Below are 21,737 nucleotides of genomic sequence, written 5' to 3' on the forward strand. Positions count from 1 at the left end.
TTTGCTTTTAATTTGGGTTGCTAGCTCTTTGAGGTATCTATTTACCTGTATTAACGCTTTGGGCATACTGCACGCATGCTTAATGCTAACGCTTAAATCTATTTTGCGAATGTACTTTTCTTACCATTTCTAATCGCTGCGGTGAATTAGTTGCTCTTGAAATTTATCATTGATCTTGACGTGTTTTTTGGTGATGATGTCATTCGTAATGATTGTGATCTTGGGTATTTGATGAAGACTACAACTCATTTTTCTGAATCGTTGTTGGAGATGGTATATGGACGAAAATCAAAAGCTTGAACGCTCGATGCAGCACGTATGGAAGTATTTCGAATTACATGCTCAACAGCGGATGACTGTATTCAACTTTTTTTTAGCAATTTCAGGGTTGGTCGCCGCCGGAATTGGTGTCAGCCTACAACAGGGATCAAAATTTTCTGTCTTCGCGTCTTTTCTAGGAGCATTTTTGAGTTTGATATCTTTTTTGTTTTGCAAATTAGATGCACGTATATCCGCTATGATCAAAAGAGCCGAGTTAGCGCTTTGTCACATCGAAAAATCTGGACTTATTCAAGAGGCTGCTATTTTTTCTTCTGACGATAGTGTAGTGCGTAACAAAGGTTTTTTGTCAATTTGGACATATGGTAAGTGCTTTCGAATTTCATTCTTCACGGTTGGCTTCATAGGGATCATGCTCACTATAGCCCCGTATATTCTCGAGATATCTATTAAAGCTTAACCTAACCATACTTGGTGTATCGAATGCTTTGCGACTGCTCGTTAGGAAAGGCTCGGCGCCATGGTTATGAGGCTGGGACATCCAATACAAGATATTTTTGTAACGGTTTACCGCCGGAAACGGACGTTTTGACGCGCGTTTTTTACAAAATATCTAACGATTTGCCGTCGTTTATTTTCGAATCCTGTTGGTTTAGTCAATGATTGTTCGTTCTCTAGTCACTAGCGCGCTTCGAAGCTAAGCTTGTTTGTATTTACAACCGTTCTAGGATATAGCTGAGACCCGAACTATCGCGTCACAACTGAAAACCCCCGATGGCCTTGGCCTCGGGGGTTTTTCGTTTAGTGCTCGGTAACCTGCTACACCTCGGTAAACGCGGCGTTCACCACCAGCTCCCGAAACCTCTCCAGCACCGATGAGGTGTCACCCACCCGCGTCGCCAAATGCAACGGCGCCACAAGGCTACGACACTCCGAAAGCTCCCGATAAACAATCCCGTCGCCCCGTAACCGTTGCATGGACGCAGGCACAATCGAAACCCCAAGCCCCGCTGCCACCAGGCTCAACGTTGCCGTCATGCGCGGCGCCTCTTGCACAACCTGCGGGCTGAAGCCTGCTTCTCGACACGCCACCAGAATAGCGTCATACAACCCAAGCCCCACCCGGCGTCGATACAGCACAAACGCCTCCGTCGCCAATGCCGCCAACGGCAGCGGTGTCGACGGGTCGATCGCCAGCGAATGATCAGTAGGCAGCGCCAGCAACATCGGCTCCACCAGAATCGGCTCATCCTGCAACGCCTGCGTCCCGCTCAGCGGCGAACGAATGAACGCCGCGTCGAGCTTTTCATGCTGCAACGCGTCCAACAGCTCCCCGGTGCCGGCCTCTTCCAGCACCACTGACACGCCGACAAAGGTTTCCCGAAACAGGCGCAACACACTGGGGACAAACGGATGCAAGGCGGCAGAGCTGGTAAAGCCAATTGCCAGGCGTCCGCGCTCACCACGGGCAGCGCGGCGCACAATATCGGCCAGGCCGTCGACGCTGGCCAAAATATGCCGAGCTTCCTCCAGCAAGGCCAAGCCCGCCGTGGTCGGGCGCACGCCCCGTGGCAGGCGCTCCATCAGCACCACGCCCAACTCGGCTTCCAGGCTTTGCAACAGACGTGTCAGCGGCGGTTGCTGCATGCCCAGTCGTTCTGCCGCACGGGTGATATAGCCTTCTTCGGCAATCGCGACGAAGGCCTTGAGCTGCCTGACTTCCAGCATCGGAATACTTTTGAGGTATGGGAGGTAATCAATCGTGGCATTTGTTCTCATGGATCACAAGATTTAGGCTGTCATCGCTCCTCACAGAAGAAGGAATGCCGCATGACCTGGTCAGCCAAGCAATACTCGATGTTCGAACAACAGCGAACCCGTCCCGTCCGGGATCTGGTGGCAGCCATTCCTGAGGGTGACGTGCGCACCGCCGTCGACCTGGGATGCGGCCCCGGTAATTCCACCGAGGTGTTGGCCGAGCGTTTTCCAAAGGCATTGGTCACCGGCATGGACAGCTCCGATGACATGCTGGTCGATGCCCGCAAGCGCCTGCCCGCGCTGAACTTTGAGTTGGCTGACATCGGCGCCTGGACCCCAGCGCAGAAATTCGACGTAATCCTCGCCAATGCATCGCTGCAATGGCTGCCCGACCACGCCACGCTGTATCCGCATCTGGTGAGCCAGTTGACGCCCGGCGGCACCCTTGCAGTGCAGACGCCCGACAACCTCGATGAACCGGCCCACAAGCTGGCGCGGGAAGTGGCGGCGGATGGCCCATGGGCCGTAAAGATCGGCGCGGTGAAACACAACCAACGCCATGCCGCGAGCTACTACTTTGAGCTGCTGAGCAAACACTGCTCCACGGTGGATGTATGGCGCACCACTTACCACCATCCGCTGGCAGGCTCTGCCGCGGTGGTGGAGTGGTTCAAGGGCTCGGCGTTGCGTCCCTTCCTGGCGCCCCTGACTGAATCAGAAAAGAGCGCCTTCCTTGATGAATACCTGGCGCGGATTACCCAGGCCTATCCGGCGCTGGCCGATGGCACGGTGCTGCTGCCGTTCCCGCGCCTGTTCATCATCGCCACCCAGTAAAAGGATGGGTGATCAGTCGGCGGTCAGGAACTGCGCCGCCGACAGCACGCTCGCATAAGCAAACCCCAGCGACGACATAAACGCGGCATGCGCCTGGGCCGCCGGTACGACGGTGCCATTGAATTCCAGGTCTCGTGTTGCGCAGGCATCGTGGATCACGGTCACGGTGTAGCCGAGATCCGACGCTGCACGCACTACGGCGTCGATGCACATGTGGCTCATGCTGCCGACCACCACCAACTCGGTGATGCTGCGTTGTTCCAGCAGTGCCCGCAGGTTGGTTTCGCGGAACGCATTGACGAAATGCTTGAGCACCACCGGCTCATCGGCCTGGTTCACAACCTTGGGGTGCAAATGCGCGCCTTCCGAACCCGGCGTGAAGAAGGGTGCATCGTCGGAGGTGAATTCGTGGCGCACATGAATCACCGCATCGCCCGCCTGGCGAAACGCCTGGAGCACTTGCTGCGCCTTGTCTGCTGCCGCGTCCACACCGTCAAGGGGCCACTTGCCCTGGGGGAAGTAGTCGTTCTGGATATCGATTAGGATGAGCGCTTGCTTGGCCATGTTGGGTTTCCTTGTGAGGGTTGATGCGTCCAGTATCCTGGCTGGCGTAGCGCCTGGGGATTGGCCGCACCGACAATAACAGAGGGAAAACTGACAATGGCGATCGTCGAGCTTGGCGTGCTGATCTACAGCGGTGCGCAAATGGCCGCCGTGCATGGCTTGACCGACTTGTTCGCTGTCGCCAACCGGATTGCGGCCGAGCATCAGTCCGAGCAACTGCCGTCCCTGCGCATCAGCCACTGGCAGGCCGACGCAGGCAATGCGCCGACCCGTGTGTTCGACAGCCTGCCTGGCAGCGGGCAGGCGCTGACGGCCTTGCTGATTCCGCCCTCCATCGCCGGGTTTCCGAGGGGCAGGCTTCTGCCCAATTGCTGGATTGGCTACGCCAGCAGCACCGCACCGGGACGATTCTGGGCGGCGTGTGTGTGGGCTCGATCCTGATGGCGGAAAGCGGCCTGTTGGATGGTCGCAGCGCCACCACCCACTGGACGTCGGCCAAATCCTTCGCTGCCCGTTACCCGGCCATCCGTCTTGAGGCCGACAAACCCATCGTCGACGACGGCGACCTGATCACCACCGCCGGGCTCATGGCCTGGTCCGAACTGGGCTTGCGCCTGGTAGATAGACTGCTCGGCCCGAGCATCGCCGCCAGCACCGCGCGGTTCCTGGTGATCGAGCACAGCGACAGCGCCAGTGAGTGCGGCAGTAACTTTGCGCCGATCCTCGCCCATGGCGACGGTGCGATTCTGAAGGTGCAGCATTGGCTGCAGGCCAGCGGCGCGGTGGATGTTTCATTGGCCGCCATGGCGCAGCAAGCCGGGCTTGAAGAGCGCACGTTCCTGCGGCGGTTTCGCGCCGCCACCGGCTTGAAACCCACCGAATACTGCCAGCACCTGCGGGTGGGCAAGGCGCGGCAGATGCTCGAGTTCACCAACGGCACCATTGATCACATCGCCTGGACTGTCGGTTATCAGGACCCGGGCGCCTTCCGCGCCACCTTCAAGAAAATCACCGGGCTGGCGCCAAGCGACTACCGCAACCGTTTCGGTGTAACACCCACCAAGGCCCAAGCCTGAATCGTGCAGAACGCCGCGACACCTGGGGCACTTCGTGCAGAATAAAACAGGCCAAGTGCTATCGCTTTTCCCGCAACTGACTGATTCCCCGCGCGTTTAATCAAATGCCGCGTTGGCGTGATCCCTGCAGCCGTTTCCCTACACACATGGCAGGACAGCCAAGGGGGACGCATGACCCCGACAAATCGCAAAAAAATCGTGGTGGCGCATTCAATTCGAGCAGACGCGCCGTTGCACGAAGTCGAAACCAACCGCGCCCTGGCCCGCTGGCTGGCGCACATCCTCGGGCTCAAATACGGTGGCAGCTATAACCCTGAGCTGCACAGTGGGCGCGACCTCTACCTGTTACCCACTCAGACGCTGGTCGGCGCGGCCCAGGCGCGGCAATTGGGTGTCAAAGGCCCCGAGGACTTGTGGGGCGGTTATGTCGACCACGATTTCATCTGCACCAAGGCCATCAGCCACGGCCTGCTGAACAAAGCCGCGGTTGCCCCCGAAGGCTGGTCGCCGCTGTTTTCCGAGCGCATCCGCAATGTAGTGCTGGATGGCTTGAGTGTGCATGCCCTGGAAGACGCGCGGCCGGCGGCGACCCATTTGCTGTACACCGGGCCGATCCGCCTCAAGCCCGTGCACGCCTGCGCCGGGCGCGGCCAGGAAGTGATCCGCAGCCTCGACGAATTTGACGCAATCCTCGCGCGGCCCGATGCGGCGCAACTGTTCACCGAGGGTGTGGTGCTGGAGCAGGACCTGCACGATGTGGTCACCCACAGCGTCGGCCAGAGCTTTATCGGCGAGCACGTCATCAGCTACTGCGGTGATCAATACCTGACGCAGGACGGGCAGGGCGAAGAGGTCTATGGTGGTTCCAACCTGTTGGTGGTTCAGGGCTACTACGAAGACCTGCTCAAGCTCGACCTGCCCGATGACGTACGCCTGGCCATCCAACAAGCGCAGGCTTTCGATAACGCGGCCGATGAGGCCTACCCGGGGTTCTATGCCTCGCGGCGCAATTACGACATCGCCCAAGGCCTGGACAGCGACGGCCAACGCCGCAGTGGCGTGCTGGAGCAATCCTGGCGCATGGGCGGGGCCAGCAGCGCGGAAGTCGCGGCGCTGCAAAGCTTCGTCAACAACCCCGGGCTGCGGGCGATTCATGTGTCGTCGGTAGAAACCTATGTCGATCAGCCACTGCCGGCTGACGCGATCGAGGTGTACCGGGGCCCGGCGGAAAACAGCGACTTTCTTCTCAAGTACGTGACGGTTAACTCTTATGACGGCTAGAAGCGAAACCATCGCTATTGATATCGACGACGAACAGATGAGCGGGACCTTCCTCAGTCCCAAATCGAAAGTGCCGGGGGTGTTGTTTGTGCACGGCTGGGGCGGTAGCCAGGAGCGTGACCTGGAGCGCGCCAAGGGCATCGCCGGGCTTGGTTGTGTGTGCCTCACCTTCGACCTGCGCGGCCACGCCGGCAACGGTATTCCGCTGTCCCGCGTCACCCGCGAAGACAACCTGCGCGACCTGCTCGCCGCCTACGACCGCCTGCTGTCACACCCGGCCATCGACACCTCGGCGGTGGCGGTGGTCGGCACCAGCTACGGCGGTTACCTGGCGGCCATCCTCACCTCGCTTCGCCCCGTGCGCTGGCTGGCGCTGCGGGTGCCGGCGCTGTACCGCGACCAGGAATGGCTAAAGCCCAAGCGCGACTTGGATAAAGCCGACTTGATGGATTACCGCGGCACGTTTGTGCAGGCCGAAACCAACCGTGCGTTGCATGCTTGCGCGGCGTTTACCGGCGACGTGCTGATCGTCGAATCCGAAACCGACGATCATGTGCCCCACGCCACCATCATGAGTTACCGCGCCGCGTGCCAGCAGACGCACTCGCTGACCCACCGGATTATCGATGGCGCCGACCATTCCCTGAGCGACCCTATCTCCCAGCAGGCCTACACCTCGATCCTGGTGGACTGGATCACCGAGATGGTGGTGGGCGAGCGCTTGAGCATCATTCAGTCTTAGGCGTCTTCTTCACCCGTAGCGCCTTGGCCTTGGCTTCCACCGCGAGGTACATCACCAGGGCCACCAGCAGCGGCAAGATGAAGTAGACCGCGCGGTAGGCGATCAGCCCCGCGAGCAAACTACCGCGCGATGCTTCGTGCTGCAGCAGGGCAATGAATACCGCCTCCAGCACCCCAAGCCCCGCCGGGATATGCGTGACCACCCCAGCGATGCTGCTGATCAACAACACGCCGAGCACCACCGGGTAATCCAGTTGCTTGGGCAGCAGCGTGAAGATTACCGCCGCCATCAGCGACCAGTTCAGCGCGCCGAGTGCCAACTGCAACACGGCCATGCGCAGCGACGGCAGGCTGATTTCAATCCCGCGTACCGACCACGCGCGCTTTTTCGACAAGCGGCAAGCCAGCAGATAACCCAGGCTCGCCAGTACCAGCAGCACGCCCACGCCTTGCAGCGCGCCACTGCTGAGCTTCCACCCCGGCGGCAACGTCACCAGCCCGCTGCTGAACACCGCACCGGCAATCGCCATGTAGCCAAACCAATTGGTGGCCAGGCTCAACCCGAGGATCTTCGCGATATTCCCGCTGCTCACCCCCAGCCGTGAATACAGCCGATAGCGCATGGCGATGCCACCGACCCAGGCACTCAGGTTGAGGTTGAAGGCATAGCTGATGATGCCCACCGGCAGGATCTGCTTCCACCCCAACGGCTGGCGGATGTAGGTGCGGCCGATCAGGTCGAAGCACGAATACACCAGGAAACTGCACACCGTCAGCGCGCCTGCGATGAGCAAGGTGCGCAGCTTGAAATCGCCCAAGGTGTCGAACACCTCGCTCCAGTCGATACGCCGGGCGAGCAGGGTGAACAACACGATCAGCGCCAGGAAAAACACCACCGTCAGCGGCGTTTTCCAGCGCCTAAAAAAGCCAGGATGGGCGCTTTCTTCAGCCGTGCGGGCTTGGGTCATGGTCCGGGCGCTCCTCGTGAACGAAGGGTTTCAACCTGGGCTTATGGGCCGGCAGCCAGCCGGTCCATGATGGAAAATGCCGCAGCACATGGAACACCACAAAACCCACCGTCACCCGCCAGAACCAGCCGCGAGGCGTGCGGTTCTCCGGCATGGTCTTGCAGTGGTTTTGACTCAGGTATTCCAGGCGTTCGAACAACTGCTGATTGAACCCTCGATCACGAATCAACACATTGGCTTCAAGGTTCAGCGCCAGGCTCAGCGGGTCAAGATTGCTCGATCCCACTGTGCTCCACTGCTCGTCCACCAGTGCGACCTTGCCATGCAACGGGCGCTGGCAGTACTCGTGGATCACCACGCCTTCCTTGAGCAAATAGTCATACAGCATGCGTGCCGCCAGCTTGGCCAGCAGTACATCCGGCTGGCCCTGCATGATCAATTGCACCTGCACACCGCGCCGCGCGGCGTTACGGATTTCCCGCAGCAAGCGGTAGCCAGGGAAGAAGTAGGCGTTGGCAATCACCACCCGCCGCTCGGCCTTGCGCAGAGCGTGCAGGTAGGCTTCCTCGATGTCGGTACGGTGTTGCAGATTGTCCCGGTAAATCAGCCGCACCAAGCCATCGCCGTCACCCGCAGCCCATGGCGACGGCCGCTGCTCGCGCCGCCAGCCGCGCCGTTTGCGCACACGCCGGCCACTTTGTGCGAGGGCGAAATGATGCAGGTCGGCCACCGCCGGGCCTTGCACCTGCACCGCATAATCCTGCTTGGCCTCGGGGCCAAAATCCCCCAGGTGATCGGCCGAAAAATTGATCCCGCCGATAAACGCCACGGTGGCATCCACCACCACAATCTTGCGGTGCAGGCGGCGAAACCAGTTGGTGCGAAAGCCCAGCGTCTTGGTTGCCGGGTCGAACATCTGCACGGTCACGCCAGCCTGGCTCAGCTCACCGAGAAACCCCGGGCTCAGCTCGCCACAGCCAAAGCCATCAAGGCTGGCCACCACCTTTACGCCACGCTGCGCCGCCTCAATCAAAATGCCTTTCAGCTCGTGGCCGACCTTGTCTTCAAACAGAATAAAGGTCTCCAGCAAGATCTCCCGTTGGGCCTGGCGCATCGCCTCGAACACCTTGGGGAAGTAGGCCTCGCCGTTCTCCAGCAACTCAATTTGATTGCCGCTCTGCCAGCCGTAATCCAGGTCCCGGGCCACTGCGTCGTCCGGCGGTTGATCGGTCGCGATATGTTCCACCGCGACCTTCTCCAGCGGCGCGCTGTTCATAACTCGATCTCCACCGACAGCGGCGCGTGGTCAGACAAATGCGACCACGGACGGCTGGTCAGCACCTGCGGCTGATGTACCTTGAGGTTGCGCACATAGATACGGTCCAGCGCCAGCAACGGCAGGCGCGCGGGGAACGTGCGGGCCGGCTTGCCCTGGGTTTCGATAAACACTTCCCGCAGCCCGCAGTGGGCAAGATCGGCCCGCTGGCGCCAGTCATTGAAATCGCCAGCGACGATCACTGGCGCGTCAGCTGGAATCTCGGCGATCCGCTGCGCGATCAGGCGCAGTTGCTGCTGGCGATGCACCTCCCGCAACCCCAAGTGCACGCAGATGGCATGCACGTCCTGCACGTTACCCGGCAGGCGCAGCACGCAATGCAGCAGGCCACGGCTTTCGTGGCCGCTTTGGGAAATGTCGAGATTGTCGTAGCGGATGATCTGGAATTTCGACAGCAACGCATTGCCGTGGTCGCCATGTGGGTACACCGCGTTGCGGCCGTAAGCGAACTGCGGCCAGATACTGTCGGCGAGGAACTCGTACTGCGGCATGCTCGGCCAGTTGCTGTAGCGCTTGGGATGGTGCTCGTGGGTGCCGTGGATTTCCTGCAGGAACACCACATCGGCGGCCACGCTGCGAATGGCCTCCCGCAACTCGGGCAAGATAAAACGCCGGTTGAGCGCGGTGAAGCCCTTGTGGGTATTGACCGTCAGCACCCTGAAGCGGGTGATGGCTTCGGTGGGTGTGGTCGGCATCAGCTCCGGGTGGGTCATGGTTGCTCCCGTGGGTTGGGTGTCGAGTGACCTCCGTTTTTGGATGACTGCGATGATCGTAAGAAAGTTTCGGCGCCCTTACAGACGGCACATGCCCACTGTAGGAGCGAGATTGCTCGCGAAGAACCTGAGAGCGCCGCGTTCATTCAGGGTGCCAGCGTCATCGTTAACGTCCATCGCGAGCAAGCTTGCTCCTACAGAAAAGCGGGGTCAGTGCCCGCCAACCACGCGGGTCGAACTCTCGGCATACACCGGCCCCAACCGGTCAAGTCGGCCGCTCCAGGCCGTCAGCGCCAAGGCCACCAGCACCACCGAGCCACCAATCCACGCCGTGTGGATCAAGCCCATGTGGGCGACGATCAAGCCACCGGCCCACGCACCACCGGCGATCCCCAAATTGAACGCCGCGATATTCAGGCCCGAGGCCACGTCCACCGCGTTCGGCGTGTGATGTTCCGCCTGGCGCACCACGTACACCTGCAAGCCCGGCACGTTGCCGAAGGCGACCGCGCCCCACACCAGCACGGTGGCCAGGGCCAGCCATGGATTGCCGGCGGTGAAGGTCAGCACAAACAACACAGCGGCGAGCAGGACGAAGATGATTTTCAGGGCGCTGATCGGGCCGCGTTTGTCGGCCAGCTTGCCGCCCCAGATGTTACCGATGGCCACCGAGATGCCGTACACCAACAGCACCAGGCTGACGGTGCCGGCGCTGAAGCCGGAGATGTCCTGAAGGATTGGCGCAAGGTAAGTGAATGCGATGAACGATCCCCCGTAACCGACCGCCGTCATGGCGTACACCAGCAGCAGCCTTGGCTGTTTCAGGACCTGCAGTTGTTGCAACAGCGACGCCGGTTTGCTGTGGGCGATGTTTTTCGGCACATAGAGCAGGCTGCCGATAAACGCGATCAAGCCCAGGGCCGAGACGGCGAGGAAGGTTTCGCGCCAGCCGAAATGCTGGCCGATAAACGTGCCCAGCGGCACGCCGGTCACCAATGCTACGGTCAGGCCGGTAAACATGATGGCAATCGCGCTGGCAGCTTTTTCCTTGGGTACCAGGCTGGTGGCGATGGTCGAGCCAATCGAGAAAAACACCCCGTGGGCCAGGCCGGTGACGATCCGTGCCAATACCAGCGATTCATAACTCGGCGCTTGCCAGGCCAGCAGGTTGCCGAGGGTGAACAGCACCATCAGCGACAACAGCAGCAATTTGCGCGGCACTTTGCCGGTCAGGGCGGTGAGCACCGGCGCGCCGATGGCCACGCCCAGGGCGTAGAGGCTGACCAGCAGGCCGGCGGACGGCAGGTTTACGCCAAGGTCGGCGCCGATGGTGGGTAATAGGCCGACGATGACGAACTCGGTCGTCCCGATGGCAAAAGCGCTGAGGGTCAGCGCGAGCAAGGCGATGGGCATGGCTGCAACTCCGGTGGGTTTCAATCAGGAGCGCAGTCTCGGGTGTTGGCTTATGCGGAAAAAGACAGGTATTGGCATTTGATATTTGATCCTCGCGCAAAGATCGTTCCCACGCTCTGCGTGGGAATGCCGCTTGGACGCTCCGTGTCTGCCTTGAGGTCGTGACGACGAGCGTCACAGGCTGCATTCCCTCGCGGAGCGGGGGAACGATCAGGATTAAACCCCGTCAGTTACTTACAGACCCTTCTGAAGGAGCCCGGTGTTTTGTTGAATTTAAAGACTGCGCTACTGCTCGGCACGCTGCTGTTTTGCGGCAGTGGCGCGCTGCAAGCGGCCACCGACCCTACGGCTCCAGCGCCTGCCGCCCAGGCCCAGCCGGAACTGCTGGTGGAAGGCGGCCTGCTCGGGGCCATCAGCTCCAGCATCGATAATGTGCAAAACAAACTCGACCTCAACCAGAACCTGGTCGACGCCTGGCGCCTGCGGGCGGATCGGGCGGCGGATGAGGTGGACAAGCTGGTAAACCAGCCGTCTGAACGTTCCTCATGGAGCATGGCCGGGGATTTCCTGTTGTTATCCGGGGTATGGATCGGCGCCTTCGCCGTGCTGACGCTGCTCGGGCGGTTTATCGTCAAGCGCCTGAGCCGGCAGCGGCATATCGCACCGCGCCAGCGCCTTCAGGCGTTACTGGGCTACCTGATTCCTTACACGGCCCCGGCCTTGATCTGCCTGCCGTTAACGCTCTACGTCAGCCATTTCCTGCCCACCTCGGTGGGTCGTGCGCTGGCGTTGTGTTTTGCCTACGCCACCAGCAGCGGTATTTTCTCCACCTCGATCCTGCTGTGCGTCATCGTCATGTTCAACGTCGGCCACAAGCGCCCGGCCGTGCAGATTATTCGTGACTACTGCCCCAAGCCGTTGTTCCTGATCGGCTTCCTCGCCGCCCTCAGTGATGCGCTGACCAGCCCGCAGATCGCCCGCCAATTGGGGGGCAACATCACCTCCAGCGTTGCGATCTTCACCGGGCTGTTTGCCTCGGTGATCTTCGGCATGCTGGTGATTCGCCTGCGCCGTCCGGTGGCGCATCTGATCCGCAACCGGCCCCTGGCCCAGCGCTTGAAACACCCGGCGGTGCAGCAATCACTGCGGGTATTTTCCGGGCTGTGGTATTGGCCGATTTTGCTGATGGTGCTGGTCTCGGCCATCAACCTGATCGGCGCCGGCGACGACAGCCAAAAGGCACTGCGCTGTGCGCTGTTCACCACGATTTTGCTGATCGGCACGGTGTTCCTCAGCACGGTATTGCAGCACCTGTTCCAGGCCCGCAGTACGGTCGCGATACAGCGCAGCAGTGCCTACAAGGAACGCTTTCTCAGCTTGTTGCACGCGTTGTTGCGCATCGTCATGGCCATTGCCTTTATCGAAATCCTCGGGCGTATCTGGGGCGTTTCGCTGTTCGAGTTTGCCCAGCGCAACTCGGTGGGCCGGGCGATCAGTGATTCGTTAAGCAGCATTGGTTTGATCCTGCTGATGACCTGGCTGTTCTGGGTGGTGCTCGACACGGCGATTCAGGAAGCGCTGAAACCCCCGGTCAACAAACGCTCCAGCCGCCAACCCAGCACGCGGGTGAAAACTATCCTACCGCTGCTGCGCAACGCGGTGAAAATCATCCTGGTGGTGATCTGCGCGATCACCACCATGGCCAACCTGGGGATCAACGTCGCGCCGCTGCTGGCGGGTGCCGGGGTGGTCGGTTTGGCCATTGGTTTTGGTTCGCAGCAACTGGTGCAGGATGTGATCACCGGGCTGTTCATCATCATCGAAGACACCCTGTCGATTGGCGATTGGGTGGTGCTCGACTCCGGCCACGCCGGCACCGTCGAGGGCCTGACCATCCGCACCCTGCGCCTGCGGGACGGCAAGGGGTTTGTGCATTCGGTGCCGTTCGGGCAGATCAAGGCGGTCACCAACCAGTCGCGGCAATTCGCCTATGCGTTCTTCTCGGTGCAGTTCACCTACGACACCGACGTCGACAAGGCTGTGGAGTTGATTCGTGAGGCAGGGCAGTCGATCCGCGACGACGTGTTCCTCAAGTACAACCTGCAAGGGCCGCTGGAGGTATTTGGCGTCGACAAGATGGACCTCAACGGCGTGGTGCTGACGGCGCAATTCCGTACGGTGTCGGGCGGGCAATATGCGGTGAGCAGGGCGTTTAACCAGCGGCTGAAAAAGCTTGTGGATAACTGCGCCTTCGTCCACTTCGCGCAAACTTATCCACAGCAGGTGATGGTGCCGCAGCGGGTCGGGCAGCAGGTGGATGAGCCGGAAGAAGAGGTGCCTTCTTCGGTGGTGCTGACGGAGCAGCCAAGAACCCAATAAATAGTTTTGTGTTGGCAGTGCCGGCCTCTTCGCGAGCAAGCCCGCTCCCACATTCGACCGCATTTCAAATGTGGAACTCGGTCGAATGTGGGAGCGGGCTTGCTCGCGAAGGCGTCATTACGGGCGCTACACAAGTCAGTGCCTGATAAGTTTCTCCCGCACCAACCCGGCCGCCTGTGGTTCCAGCTCCAGCAACACCTGCTGCTTGCCGGCAATCTCCACCGCCGCCGGCAAGCCATCCCGGTACACCAGCCGATTGCCGCTCAACGCCGGTACCTTGCTTCCCGGCAGCAACGTGCCCACCAGGTTCAGCGGATCGGCGCCGCACACCGCAATCAAGCTTCCATCATGAGGTCGTCGCCGAACTTCCCGCAGCAGCGGGATCGCTTCCGGCAACGCAAACTGTTCCCCCGCCAGGCCACTGACAAACCGCCCGCCGCGAATCTCGCCCCGGGCCTCCAGCCGATGGAAGGTGCGCAGTAATTCCCGCCAACTGGGCAGCCAATCCGCCTCACGCTCCAGCAGGCGCCAGAACACCACGCCGTAGCGGCGCAGCAAGGTCATCGCCACATGTTCCAACGTCTCGGCCGAGTGAGCCGCCGGGCGCGTGCCGTCTGCCACCGGCGCACGCCGCACCAGGGCCCAACGCCCGGCATCGTCCATCCCGCCCACAAACGCACCGCGCCCGCGCCGACTGCTGCGGGCCTGACGTTTGCTCGCGGGCGTGGTCAGGGCGCGCAAGCCGGCGAAGCTGTCGGCGTTCGCCAGCCCGGCGCCCACCAGTTCCTGCAAGGCGGTTTCCAGTTCGCTGCGCAACAGATGGGCGTCGTGGATCAATTCATCGAAAAACAGCGCGCCGTTTTCGCGCAGCGCTTGATGGACTTTCTGTGCCTTGGGCGATAGATCGGTGCTGTCAGGCGCCTCGGTCAGTCCACTCCACACTGGCACCTGGCTGCGGGGCAACAGCACCACCGGCGTGCTGCGCAGGGCCGTTGCGCCGGCTTTGTTACTCAGGCGTGTCCACACCACCTTGCCGCTGCGGCACAAGTCGTCCAGCCAGCTCGGCGCGTAATCCTTGATCCGCGCGCTGAGCAAATCACTGTCCCAGGCCGATGTAGCAGCGGCGTACCCTTCGAACTGCGCGACAATTTGCGGCAACACCGCGCTGCCCTGGCCGCGAGTGCCGTCTGACAGGTGCTGCCAGTCGAACAGAAACCGCATGAAATCCTGCAACGCCACCGGCTCGATTTCCCGGCGCAGGCGCTTGACCGTGTAGCGGTGAATGCGCGCCAGCAGGTGGCGTTCGCACCATTGTTCTTCGCTGGCGCCGGGGCTGAAACGGCCGCGCAGCACGTAGCCTTCGCTTTCCAGTCGCGCGAGTGCCTGTGACACGTCGGCCACCGGCAAGGCCAGGGGCGCGGCGATCTCGATCAAGGCCAGCGGGCCGAAGCCGCTCAGGCGCGCGCGAAGCACTTCCACCAGCGAATCGTCGAAGGTCCAGGGCTCATCGAAACCGGGCAACAGCGGCAGGTCATTCGGGTAGATCGCCTTTAAACAGCTCAGACGTTCCACGGCCACCCAAACGGCCTGGTCGGTACCGGTCTGCAAACGGTTGGCGCGCCCGCCGTCGGCGAGGGCGTGCAGCCATTCGGCCCACTGCGGTGTGACCTCGGATTCGGCGACGCACGCCAGGCTCATCAGCGCTTCATGCATCTCGTCCAGGCCATTGGGCGCGGGCCAGGCTTCTTCGAACACACCGGCAATCGCTTCGGCATCCAGCGCGCCGAGGTCGTCGGTGCTTTGCGGGTCGCTCCAGCGCCGATTGAGTACAGCCTGGGTGCGGCGCTCTTCCAGCGGCGCGTCATCGAGAAAGGTATAGGGGCGGGCGCTGAGAATCTCCGCCGCCAAAGGTGACGGCGCCGGCAGGTCGCGGCTGATCAAACGGATTTCACCACGCTCCATGCGCCGCAACAGGGCCAGCCAGCCTTCGCTGTCCATGGCTTCGTGCAGGCAATCGTCGAGGGTTTGTTCCACCAGCGGATGCTCGGGCACTTCGCGCTCGCCGGCGAGGTTTTCCAGGCAGGCGATCTGGTCGGGGAACACGCTGGCGATCAGGTCTTCACTCTTCATGCGCTGGATCTGCGGTGCCACCTTGCGCCCGCCGGTGTAACGCGGCAGCGCCAGCGCCACCCCGGCATTCCAGCGCCAGCGCACGCCGAACAGCGGCGCATCCAGCACCGCCTGGATCAGGATGTGCTCCGCCGTGTTGCTGTTCAGGTAGCGCCACACCTCGTCCAGCTCAAAGCTGTGGCTGGTGGACAGCGACAACACGATCGCATCCTCGCTGGCGGCGGCTTGCAGTTCGAAGTTGAAGGTGCGGCAAAAACGTTTGCGCAACGCCAGGCCCCAGGCGCGGTTGATGCGACTGCCGAACGGCGTGTGGATGATCAGTTGTGTGCCGCCGGACTCGTCGAAAAACCGCTCCATGATCAACGTGTCCTGGGACGGCAGCGCGCTCAAGGCCAGCCGCGCCCGCGCCAGATAGTCCACCAGTTGTTCGGCGCTGGCCAGGTTCAGGCCGAGGGTGCCGATGAGCCAGTCGAGCGCCGGTTGCAGGTTGCCGGGCGTTGCGCCCAGCAGCTCGTCCAGTTGCCCGTGCAAACGCGCCACGGCGAACGACAACTCGGCACTGCGCCCCGGCGCTTCACCGAGCCAGAACGGAATGGTCGGCGGCTGGCCGTGGGCGTCTTCGACCCGCACCTTGCCGGTTTCCACCCGCAGGATGCGGTAGGACGTATTGCCCAATTGGAAGATATCCCCGGCGATGCTTTCCACCGCGAAGTCTTCGTTGACGCTGCCGATGTTCAGGCTCTGCGGCTCCAGCAGCACGCTGTAGTCGGCGTTGTCGGGGATGGTGCCGCCGCTGGTCACGGCGGTGAGTTTGGCGCCACGCCGGCCGCGCAGGGTGCCGGTGATGGCGTCGCGGTGCAGGTAGGCGCTGCGGATGCCCTGGCGGCCGTTGTAGCCTTCGGCGAGCATCTGCAACAGCGCCTGGTAGTGACGTTCATCCAGCTCGGCGTAGGGCGAGGCGCGGCGGATCAGCGTGAGCAGCGCGTGTTCCTGCCATTCCTGGCAACTGACCTCGGCGATGATCTGCTGGGCCAGCACATCCAGCGGTGCGACCGGGATCAGCAAGGTGTCCAGCTCGCCCCGGCGCACGCAGTCGAGGAGGGCGGCGCACTCGATCAGGTCGTCGCGGGTAGTGGCGAACAACCGGCCTTTGGGCGTGCCGCCCACCTGGTGACCGGAGCGTCCGACCCTTTGCAGGAAACCGTTGATCGAACCGGGCGAGCCGATCTGGCACACCAAATCAACATCGCCGATATCAATCCCCAGTTCCAGCGAGGCGGTGGCGATCAGCACTTGCAGCTCGCCGGCCTTGAGCCGTTGTTCGGCGTCCAGGCGCAGTTCCTTGGCGAGGCTGCCGTGGTGGGCGGCGACGGCGGTTTTGCCCAGTCGCTCGCTCAAGTGCCGGGCCAGGCGTTCGGCCAGGCGCCGGGTGTTGACGAAAATCAGCGTGGTGCGGTGCTGCCTGGCCAGTTCGGCGAGGCGGTCGTAGACCAGATCCCACACATCGTTGGCCATGACGGCCGACAGCGGCACCGGCGGGACTTCGATACCCAGGTCCCGTGGGCGCGCGTGGCCGATGTCGACGATTTCGCAGGAGCGGTCGGTGCCCACCAGAAAGCGCGATACGGCCTCGATGGGCTTTTGCGTAGCCGACAGGCCGATGCGGGTCAGCGGTTCGCTGCACAAACCCTGTAAGCGCTCCAGCGTCAGGGCCAGGTGGCTGCCGCGTTTGCTGGCGGCGATGGCGTGGATTTCATCGACGATCACCGTGCGAATGCTGGCGAGCATCTGGCGGCCGGAATCCGAGCCCAGTAGCACGTAGAGGGATTCCGGGGTAGTGACCAGGATGTGCGGCGGGAGCTTGCGCATCAGGGCGCGGTCTTTCTGTGGCGTGTCGCCGGTACGCACGGCGGTGCGGATCGCCAGCGGCGGCAGGCCCAGGCGTTGCAAATGGTCGGTGATCCCGGCCAGCGGGTTTTGCAGGTTGATCTGGATGTCGTTGGAAAGCGCCTTCAGCGGCGAAACGTAGACCACCAGCGTCTGGTCTGGCAGTTGGCCGCCATTGGCCAGGCCTTGATGGACCAGGTCGTCCAGCACGGCGAGAAACGCGGTCAGTGTCTTGCCGGAGCCGGTGGGCGCGGCGATCAGCGTCGAGCGGCGCTGGCGGATCAGCGGCCACGCCTGGGCCTGGGCGGCGGTCACCGACGGGAACGTGCTGCGAAACCAGGCACTGACAGCGGGATGGAAACCGTTCAATACCGTGTCCGTTGATTCAGGAAGGTTCATACCCAATTTATGCGGCCGGCCCGGTGAACTTGCAACCCCGGCACGCATTCCCTGTGGCGAGGGCGCTTGCTGTGGTGAGGGAGCTTGCTCCCGCTGGGCTGCGTAGCGGCCCCAAAAAAGCGGGAGCGCTGCGCACTCCAGCGGGAGCAAGCTCCCTCGCCACAAAAGGCTCTCTCTACCTAAAGCACCCAGGCCGTAATGGGCGGCGCACTTTATAAGTGACGGTTGCGCTACAAACCCGCAAAATGCAACGATTCTGGCAAATGCCAACGGCATGGCTCACAAGCCTGCCGATAATAACCATCGTTCCAAACAGACCGGGCCTGCTCAATCTATGCGAATGCGCCTTATGTTACTGGGCGGCGGGAATGCCCTCGGGCAGGCGCTGATTCGCCTCGGTGCGGAGGAAGACATTGGTTTCCTCGCACCCAAACCGCCCCAAGACGGCTGGGATGCCGCGAGTCTCACGCAACTGCTCGACGACACCCGTCCCGATGCCTTGATCAATCTCGCCTACTACTTCGACTGGTTTCAGGCGGAGACGGTCAGCGAAACGCGTCTGGCCGCCCAGGAATACGCGATCGAGCGCCTGGCCGAACTGTGCCAGCACCACAGCATCACCTTGCTGCAACCGTCCAGCTACCGGGTGTTCGATGGCTCCCGCGCCACTGCCTACAGCGAAAAAGACGAACCCGTACCGCTAGGCCTGCGTGGCCAGGCGTTGTGGCGCATCGAGCAGAGCGTACGCGCCACCTGCCCGCAGCATGTGCTGTTGCGCTTTGGCTGGCTGCTGGACGACAGCGTTGACGGCACACTCGGGCGCTTCCTGGCCCGTGCCGAAAAACCTGACGAACTGCCGATGGCCGACGACCGCCGGGGCAATCCGACGCCGGTGGACGACGCCGCGCGGGTGATCATCTCCGTGCTCAAGCAACTCGATTGCGCAGCGCCGTTGTGGGGTACCTACCACTACGCCGGCCACGAGGCGACCACCCCGCTGGCGCTGGGGCAGGCGATCCTGACCGAAGCGCGCAACTTCCACCCGCTGGCCGTGGAAGCCCCGACCGCCCAGGCTCACGCAGCCCGCCCGGATGCAGCCGATGAACCGCAACACGCGGTACTGGCCTGCAAGAAAATCCTCCACACCTTCGGCATCAAGCCGCGGGCCTGGCGGGCCGGGTTGCCAGCGTTGCTCGATCGGTTTTACCGGCATAGCTGAAAACAATACAAAGCAAAATGTGGGAGGGGTTTGTGTGGGAGCCGGGCTTGCCCGCGATGCAGTCAACTCGGTTTGTCAGTTACACCGAGGTGATGCTATCGCAGGCAAGCCAGCTCCCACACAAACCCCTCCCACATTTCGTTAGGCGGCGTTGCTTAAAGCGTGTTTAGAACTTGTAGCCAATACCAACCATGTACACCATCGGATCAACATCCACGTTGACCTTGGCGCGGGTGCCTTGGCCCAGTGCGTTGTTGTCCACGGTGGCCTTGGTGCTGATGTCGATGTAGCGCGCCTGGGCGTTGATCATCCACTTGTCGTTGATCATGTAGTCCGCACCGATTTGCGCGGCCCAACCCCAGGAGTTTTCAGCCTTGAAGTTGCTGAAGCCCGCCTGTTGGGCCTGGCTGCCGACGTGTTCGTCGTAGATCCAGGTGTAGTTGATACCGGCGCCTACATACGGTTGGAACACCGATTTGCTGTCCAGCGGGTAGTACACGACGCTCAGGGTCGGTGGCAGGTGCTTCAGCGTACCGAGCTTGCCGTTGGCGGCGCCCAGTGCGGTGTTTTTGATCTTCACATCGTGCTCGAACGGCGTGGCCGCCAGCAGTTCGATACCCCAGTGGCTGGTGAGCATGTAGGCGAAGTTCAAGCCCAACTGGGTGTCGCTGCTCATGGTCGCCTTGCCGCCCAGGTTGGTCCCGGCCAGTGGGCCCTGGTCAACCTTGACACTGCTGCTGTCCGCTTTCGGGTTAACGGTGATGGCACCGGCGCGAATCAGGATGTCGCCCGCTTCGTGAGCGTGGGCAATGGGGGCGACGAGGGCGAGCGCGACAAGCGACGCGCCGAGCAGGGACTTGTTCATGGGAGCTCCAGAGGATGTATGTAAAGAGATACATCCAATGGTAAAGATCGTTCCGGCTGGGCTTTTGACTCAGCTCAATGAAACGGTAATAACGTGCTACTCCTGCAGTTCGTATACGTAGATCTTGTCGGCATCCATCTGGTAGCCGGCATCGGCCAGCTCACTGCTGGACGGTTTGACCTGCATCTGGCCTTCGATCCAGTACGGCTGATACAGCTCATCGAGCTTCACGCCGATCTCGCTTTTGACGTGCACGATCTGGTTCGACGGCGGTGGCGGCACGTGGATGCAGGCGCCGAAATACGGCACCAGCAGAAACTCCGTGGTACGGCCTTCTTCGCTGACTTCCAGCGGCACGATATAGCCCGGCAGGCGGATGTGCTGGCCGTTAAGGCTTTGCACCACCGGCGCGTTGGGCAGGTCTTGCTTGGCGGCCGGAGCAGACTCCACCGACAGCGCATCGGCCATGCCCGACAGGTCGTGCAGCGGTTTCATGTTGGGGATTTCCGGTGGCGCGTCCGGCGGGATCATCTCCTGCCAGGACAGGTCCTTGGGCTGGTCTTCAGCCCACGCGGGCAGGGCCACCAGCAGTAACAACGCAAGCACGACGCGACGCATCAACACTTTCCTCATAACCGTATCGACAGGCCGTCGGCCAACGATTGCCGGTAGGCACGCCAGGCCGGCACGCTGCCCATCAGCAGCGCTGCGACGAGAATACCGCCGAGCAAGGTCCATTCATATTCGCTTGGCAGCGACAGCGGCAGGTCCAGGCCGTAATTGGCCTGCAAATACCCGCGAGACGCGGCGATGCACACGTACAACAGTCCCACACCTGCGATCACGCCCGACAACGCCAGGGCAAAGGCTTCGAAGATCAGCAACGTCGCGATATGCCAGGGCCGCGCGCCCACCGACCGCAGGATCGCCATTTCCCGGCGGCGCTCGTTGAGGCTGGTGAGGATCGCGGTGAGCATGCCGATCAAACCGGTCAGCACCACGAACAGCGAGATCACAAACAGCGCCTTTTCAGCGGTGCCCATCATGCTCCACAGTTCTTGCAGCGCCACGCCCGGCAGGATCGCCAGCATCGGTTCGCCACGGAATTCGTTGATCTCCCGTTGCAGGGCGAAGGTGGAAATCTTGTTATTCAAGCCGAGCATGAACGCGGTGATGGCTTGCGGCGTCAGGTCCATATTGCGGGCCTGGTCGGCGCTGATGCGGCCTTTGCCCTGGGCCGGCACACCGTTGTGCCAGTCGATGTGAATCGCTTCCATGCCGCCGAGGCTGATGTGCAGCGTGCGGTCCACCGGGGTGCCGGTGCGCTTGAGGATGCCGATCACGGTGAACGGTTTGTCATCGTGCTTGACCAGGCTGACCACCGCCACGCCGTGGGCCAGCACCAGCTTGTCGCCGAGCTTGTAATGCAGCGCGTCGGCCACTTCGGCGCCGAGCACCACTTCGAAAGGGTCGGTGGCGAAGGCGCGACCGCTGGCCAGTTCGAGGTTCTGCCGGCGGCCGTATTGGTAGTGTTCGAAGTAGGATTCGTTGGTGCCCATCACGCGGTAGCCACGGTGGGAGTCGCCGAGGGAAATCGGGATCGCCCATTTCACCTGCGGGTTGGCGGCGAAGTGCTCGTAGCTGTCCCAGCGAATATTGTTGGTGGCGTTGCCGATACGGAACACCGAATACAGCAGCAAGTTGACCGAGCCGGAGCGCGCGCCGACGATCAGGTCGGTGCCGCTGATGGTGCTGGCGAAGCTGGCGCGGGCTTCGGTGCGTACCCGTTCCACCGCCAGCAACAGGCACACCGACAGGGCGATGGCGAAGGCGGTGAGGATCGCGGTAAAGCGGCGGTTAGCCAGGCTGGCCATGGCTAGTCGAAACAAATACAT

16 protein-coding genes and 1 pseudogene are annotated in these 21,737 nt (G+C 61.8%); 7 read left to right on the forward strand and 10 right to left on the reverse strand.

Annotation, left to right across the window (positions count from 1 at the left end):
- Positions 1 to 277 precede the first annotated feature (277 nt).
- Entirely contained in the window at positions 278 to 739 is a 462-nt protein-coding gene (locus CEC48_RS14860; protein WP_088424426.1) for a hypothetical protein, read from the forward strand.
- A 359-nt stretch (positions 740 to 1,098) separates the two neighbouring features.
- Here the strand turns inward: CEC48_RS14860 and CEC48_RS14865 are convergent, their stop codons facing one another.
- Entirely contained in the window at positions 1,099 to 2,007 is a 909-nt protein-coding gene (locus CEC48_RS14865) for a LysR family transcriptional regulator (RefSeq protein WP_176438719.1), read from the reverse strand.
- Positions 2,008 to 2,109: 102 nt separating this feature from the next.
- Here CEC48_RS14865 and tam point away from each other — a divergent pair, with 102 nt between their 5' ends.
- Complete coding sequence (tam, locus tag CEC48_RS14870; RefSeq protein ID WP_088424428.1) at positions 2,110 to 2,871, forward strand: trans-aconitate 2-methyltransferase; 762 nt, start codon at positions 2,110 to 2,112, stop codon at positions 2,869 to 2,871.
- Between the two features lie 12 nt (positions 2,872 to 2,883).
- On the opposite strand, the gene CEC48_RS14875 is transcribed toward tam, so the two are convergent.
- On the reverse strand, positions 2,884 to 3,435 hold the full coding sequence (locus tag CEC48_RS14875; protein WP_088424429.1) for a cysteine hydrolase family protein: 552 nt from the start codon (positions 3,433 to 3,435) through the stop codon (positions 2,884 to 2,886).
- A gap of 96 nt (positions 3,436 to 3,531) precedes the next feature.
- Here CEC48_RS14875 and CEC48_RS14880 point away from each other — a divergent pair.
- The 3 genes and pseudogenes from CEC48_RS14880 to CEC48_RS14890 all read left to right on the forward strand — a co-directional run bounded on the left by CEC48_RS14880 (position 3,532) and on the right by CEC48_RS14890 (position 6,534).
- A pseudogene (locus CEC48_RS14880) lies at positions 3,532 to 4,511 on the forward strand (GlxA family transcriptional regulator).
- Positions 4,512 to 4,682: 171 nt separating this feature from the next.
- Entirely contained in the window at positions 4,683 to 5,792 is a 1,110-nt protein-coding gene (locus CEC48_RS14885; protein WP_088424430.1) for a DUF3182 family protein, read from the forward strand.
- Positions 5,782 to 6,534, forward strand: a complete 753-nt coding sequence (locus CEC48_RS14890; protein WP_088424431.1) for a S9 family peptidase — start codon at positions 5,782 to 5,784, stop codon at positions 6,532 to 6,534. The genes CEC48_RS14885 and CEC48_RS14890 overlap by 11 nt, the downstream gene beginning before the upstream one ends.
- Here the strand turns inward: CEC48_RS14890 and CEC48_RS14895 are convergent.
- The 4 genes from CEC48_RS14895 to CEC48_RS14910 form a co-directional block, all read right to left on the reverse strand.
- Complete coding sequence (locus CEC48_RS14895) at positions 6,521 to 7,501, reverse strand: lysylphosphatidylglycerol synthase domain-containing protein (RefSeq protein WP_088424432.1); 981 nt, start codon at positions 7,499 to 7,501, stop codon at positions 6,521 to 6,523. The genes CEC48_RS14890 and CEC48_RS14895 overlap by 14 nt on opposite strands.
- Positions 7,479 to 8,777 carry a cardiolipin synthase ClsB gene (gene clsB, locus CEC48_RS14900; protein WP_088424433.1) on the reverse strand — a complete coding sequence of 433 codons (1,299 nt, stop codon included), beginning with the start codon at positions 8,775 to 8,777 and terminating at the stop codon, positions 7,479 to 7,481. Before clsB ends, CEC48_RS14895 begins: the two co-directional genes overlap by 23 nt.
- Positions 8,774 to 9,550: an endonuclease/exonuclease/phosphatase family protein gene (locus CEC48_RS14905; protein WP_088424434.1), complete on the reverse strand. Its 777-nt coding sequence runs from the start codon at positions 9,548 to 9,550 to the stop codon at positions 8,774 to 8,776. Before CEC48_RS14905 ends, clsB begins: the two co-directional genes overlap by 4 nt.
- 210 nt (positions 9,551 to 9,760) lie before the next feature.
- Positions 9,761 to 10,963, reverse strand: coding sequence for an MFS transporter (locus CEC48_RS14910; protein ID WP_088424435.1), 1,203 nt, complete (start codon positions 10,961 to 10,963; stop codon positions 9,761 to 9,763).
- A 264-nt stretch (positions 10,964 to 11,227) separates the two neighbouring features.
- Here CEC48_RS14910 and CEC48_RS14915 point away from each other — a divergent pair, with 264 nt between their 5' ends.
- Positions 11,228 to 13,342 (forward strand): mechanosensitive ion channel family protein, encoded by a 2,115-nt coding sequence (locus CEC48_RS14915; RefSeq protein ID WP_088424436.1) that lies wholly within the window; start codon positions 11,228 to 11,230, stop codon positions 13,340 to 13,342.
- Positions 13,343 to 13,477: 135 nt separating this feature from the next.
- Here CEC48_RS14915 and CEC48_RS14920 read toward each other — a convergent pair whose 3' ends face one another.
- The gene (locus CEC48_RS14920) at positions 13,478 to 17,758 is read right to left on the reverse strand and encodes a DEAD/DEAH box helicase (protein ID WP_088424437.1); all 4,281 of its coding nucleotides are present in this window, start codon (positions 17,756 to 17,758) and stop codon (positions 13,478 to 13,480) included.
- Between the two features lie 334 nt (positions 17,759 to 18,092).
- Between CEC48_RS14920 and CEC48_RS14925 the strand changes: the two genes are divergently transcribed.
- On the forward strand, positions 18,093 to 18,977 hold the full coding sequence (locus tag CEC48_RS14925; protein ID WP_088424438.1) for a sugar nucleotide-binding protein: 885 nt from the start codon (positions 18,093 to 18,095) through the stop codon (positions 18,975 to 18,977).
- A gap of 166 nt (positions 18,978 to 19,143) precedes the next feature.
- Here CEC48_RS14925 and CEC48_RS14930 read toward each other — a convergent pair whose 3' ends face one another.
- From CEC48_RS14930 to CEC48_RS14940, 3 genes are all read right to left on the reverse strand, one after another.
- A complete protein-coding gene (locus CEC48_RS14930) occupies positions 19,144 to 19,842 on the reverse strand; it encodes an OmpW family protein (RefSeq protein ID WP_088424439.1) in 699 nt (232 codons plus the stop codon).
- Between the two features lie 96 nt (positions 19,843 to 19,938).
- A complete protein-coding gene (locus tag CEC48_RS14935) occupies positions 19,939 to 20,460 on the reverse strand; it encodes a DUF3299 domain-containing protein (protein ID WP_088424440.1) in 522 nt (173 codons plus the stop codon).
- Positions 20,461 to 20,471: 11 nt separating this feature from the next.
- Entirely contained in the window at positions 20,472 to 21,737 is a 1,266-nt protein-coding gene (locus tag CEC48_RS14940) for an ABC transporter permease (RefSeq protein WP_088424441.1), read from the reverse strand.

The sequence above is a fragment of the Pseudomonas sp. K2I15 genome (genome assembly GCF_002204795.1).
In the GTDB taxonomy this organism is placed as follows: domain Bacteria; phylum Pseudomonadota; class Gammaproteobacteria; order Pseudomonadales; family Pseudomonadaceae; genus Aquipseudomonas.

Bases quoted from the DNA above. Each gene is read 5' to 3' on its own strand.
- CEC48_RS14860 (WP_088424426.1), top strand. From the start codon at position 278: ATGGACGAAAATCAAAAGCTTGAACGCTCGATGCAGCACGTATGGAAG.
- CEC48_RS14865 (WP_176438719.1), bottom strand. From the start codon at position 2,007: ATGCTGGAAGTCAGGCAGCTCAAGGCCTTCGTCGCGATTGCCGAAGAA.
- tam (WP_088424428.1), top strand. From the start codon at position 2,110: ATGACCTGGTCAGCCAAGCAATACTCGATGTTCGAACAACAGCGAACC.
- CEC48_RS14875 (WP_088424429.1), bottom strand. From the start codon at position 3,435: ATGGCCAAGCAAGCGCTCATCCTAATCGATATCCAGAACGACTACTTC.
- CEC48_RS14885 (WP_088424430.1), top strand. From the start codon at position 4,683: ATGACCCCGACAAATCGCAAAAAAATCGTGGTGGCGCATTCAATTCGA.
- CEC48_RS14890 (WP_088424431.1), top strand. From the start codon at position 5,782: ATGACGGCTAGAAGCGAAACCATCGCTATTGATATCGACGACGAACAG.
- CEC48_RS14895 (WP_088424432.1), bottom strand. From the start codon at position 7,501: ATGACCCAAGCCCGCACGGCTGAAGAAAGCGCCCATCCTGGCTTTTTT.
- clsB (WP_088424433.1), bottom strand. From the start codon at position 8,777: ATGAACAGCGCGCCGCTGGAGAAGGTCGCGGTGGAACATATCGCGACC.
- CEC48_RS14905 (WP_088424434.1), bottom strand. From the start codon at position 9,550: ATGACCCACCCGGAGCTGATGCCGACCACACCCACCGAAGCCATCACC.
- CEC48_RS14910 (WP_088424435.1), bottom strand. From the start codon at position 10,963: ATGCCCATCGCCTTGCTCGCGCTGACCCTCAGCGCTTTTGCCATCGGG.
- CEC48_RS14920 (WP_088424437.1), bottom strand. From the start codon at position 17,758: ATGAACCTTCCTGAATCAACGGACACGGTATTGAACGGTTTCCATCCC.
- CEC48_RS14925 (WP_088424438.1), top strand. From the start codon at position 18,093: ATGCGAATGCGCCTTATGTTACTGGGCGGCGGGAATGCCCTCGGGCAG.
- CEC48_RS14930 (WP_088424439.1), bottom strand. From the start codon at position 19,842: ATGAACAAGTCCCTGCTCGGCGCGTCGCTTGTCGCGCTCGCCCTCGTC.
- CEC48_RS14935 (WP_088424440.1), bottom strand. From the start codon at position 20,460: ATGCGTCGCGTCGTGCTTGCGTTGTTACTGCTGGTGGCCCTGCCCGCG.
- CEC48_RS14940 (WP_088424441.1), bottom strand. From the start codon at position 21,737: ATGTATTTGTTTCGACTAGCCATGGCCAGCCTGGCTAACCGCCGCTTT.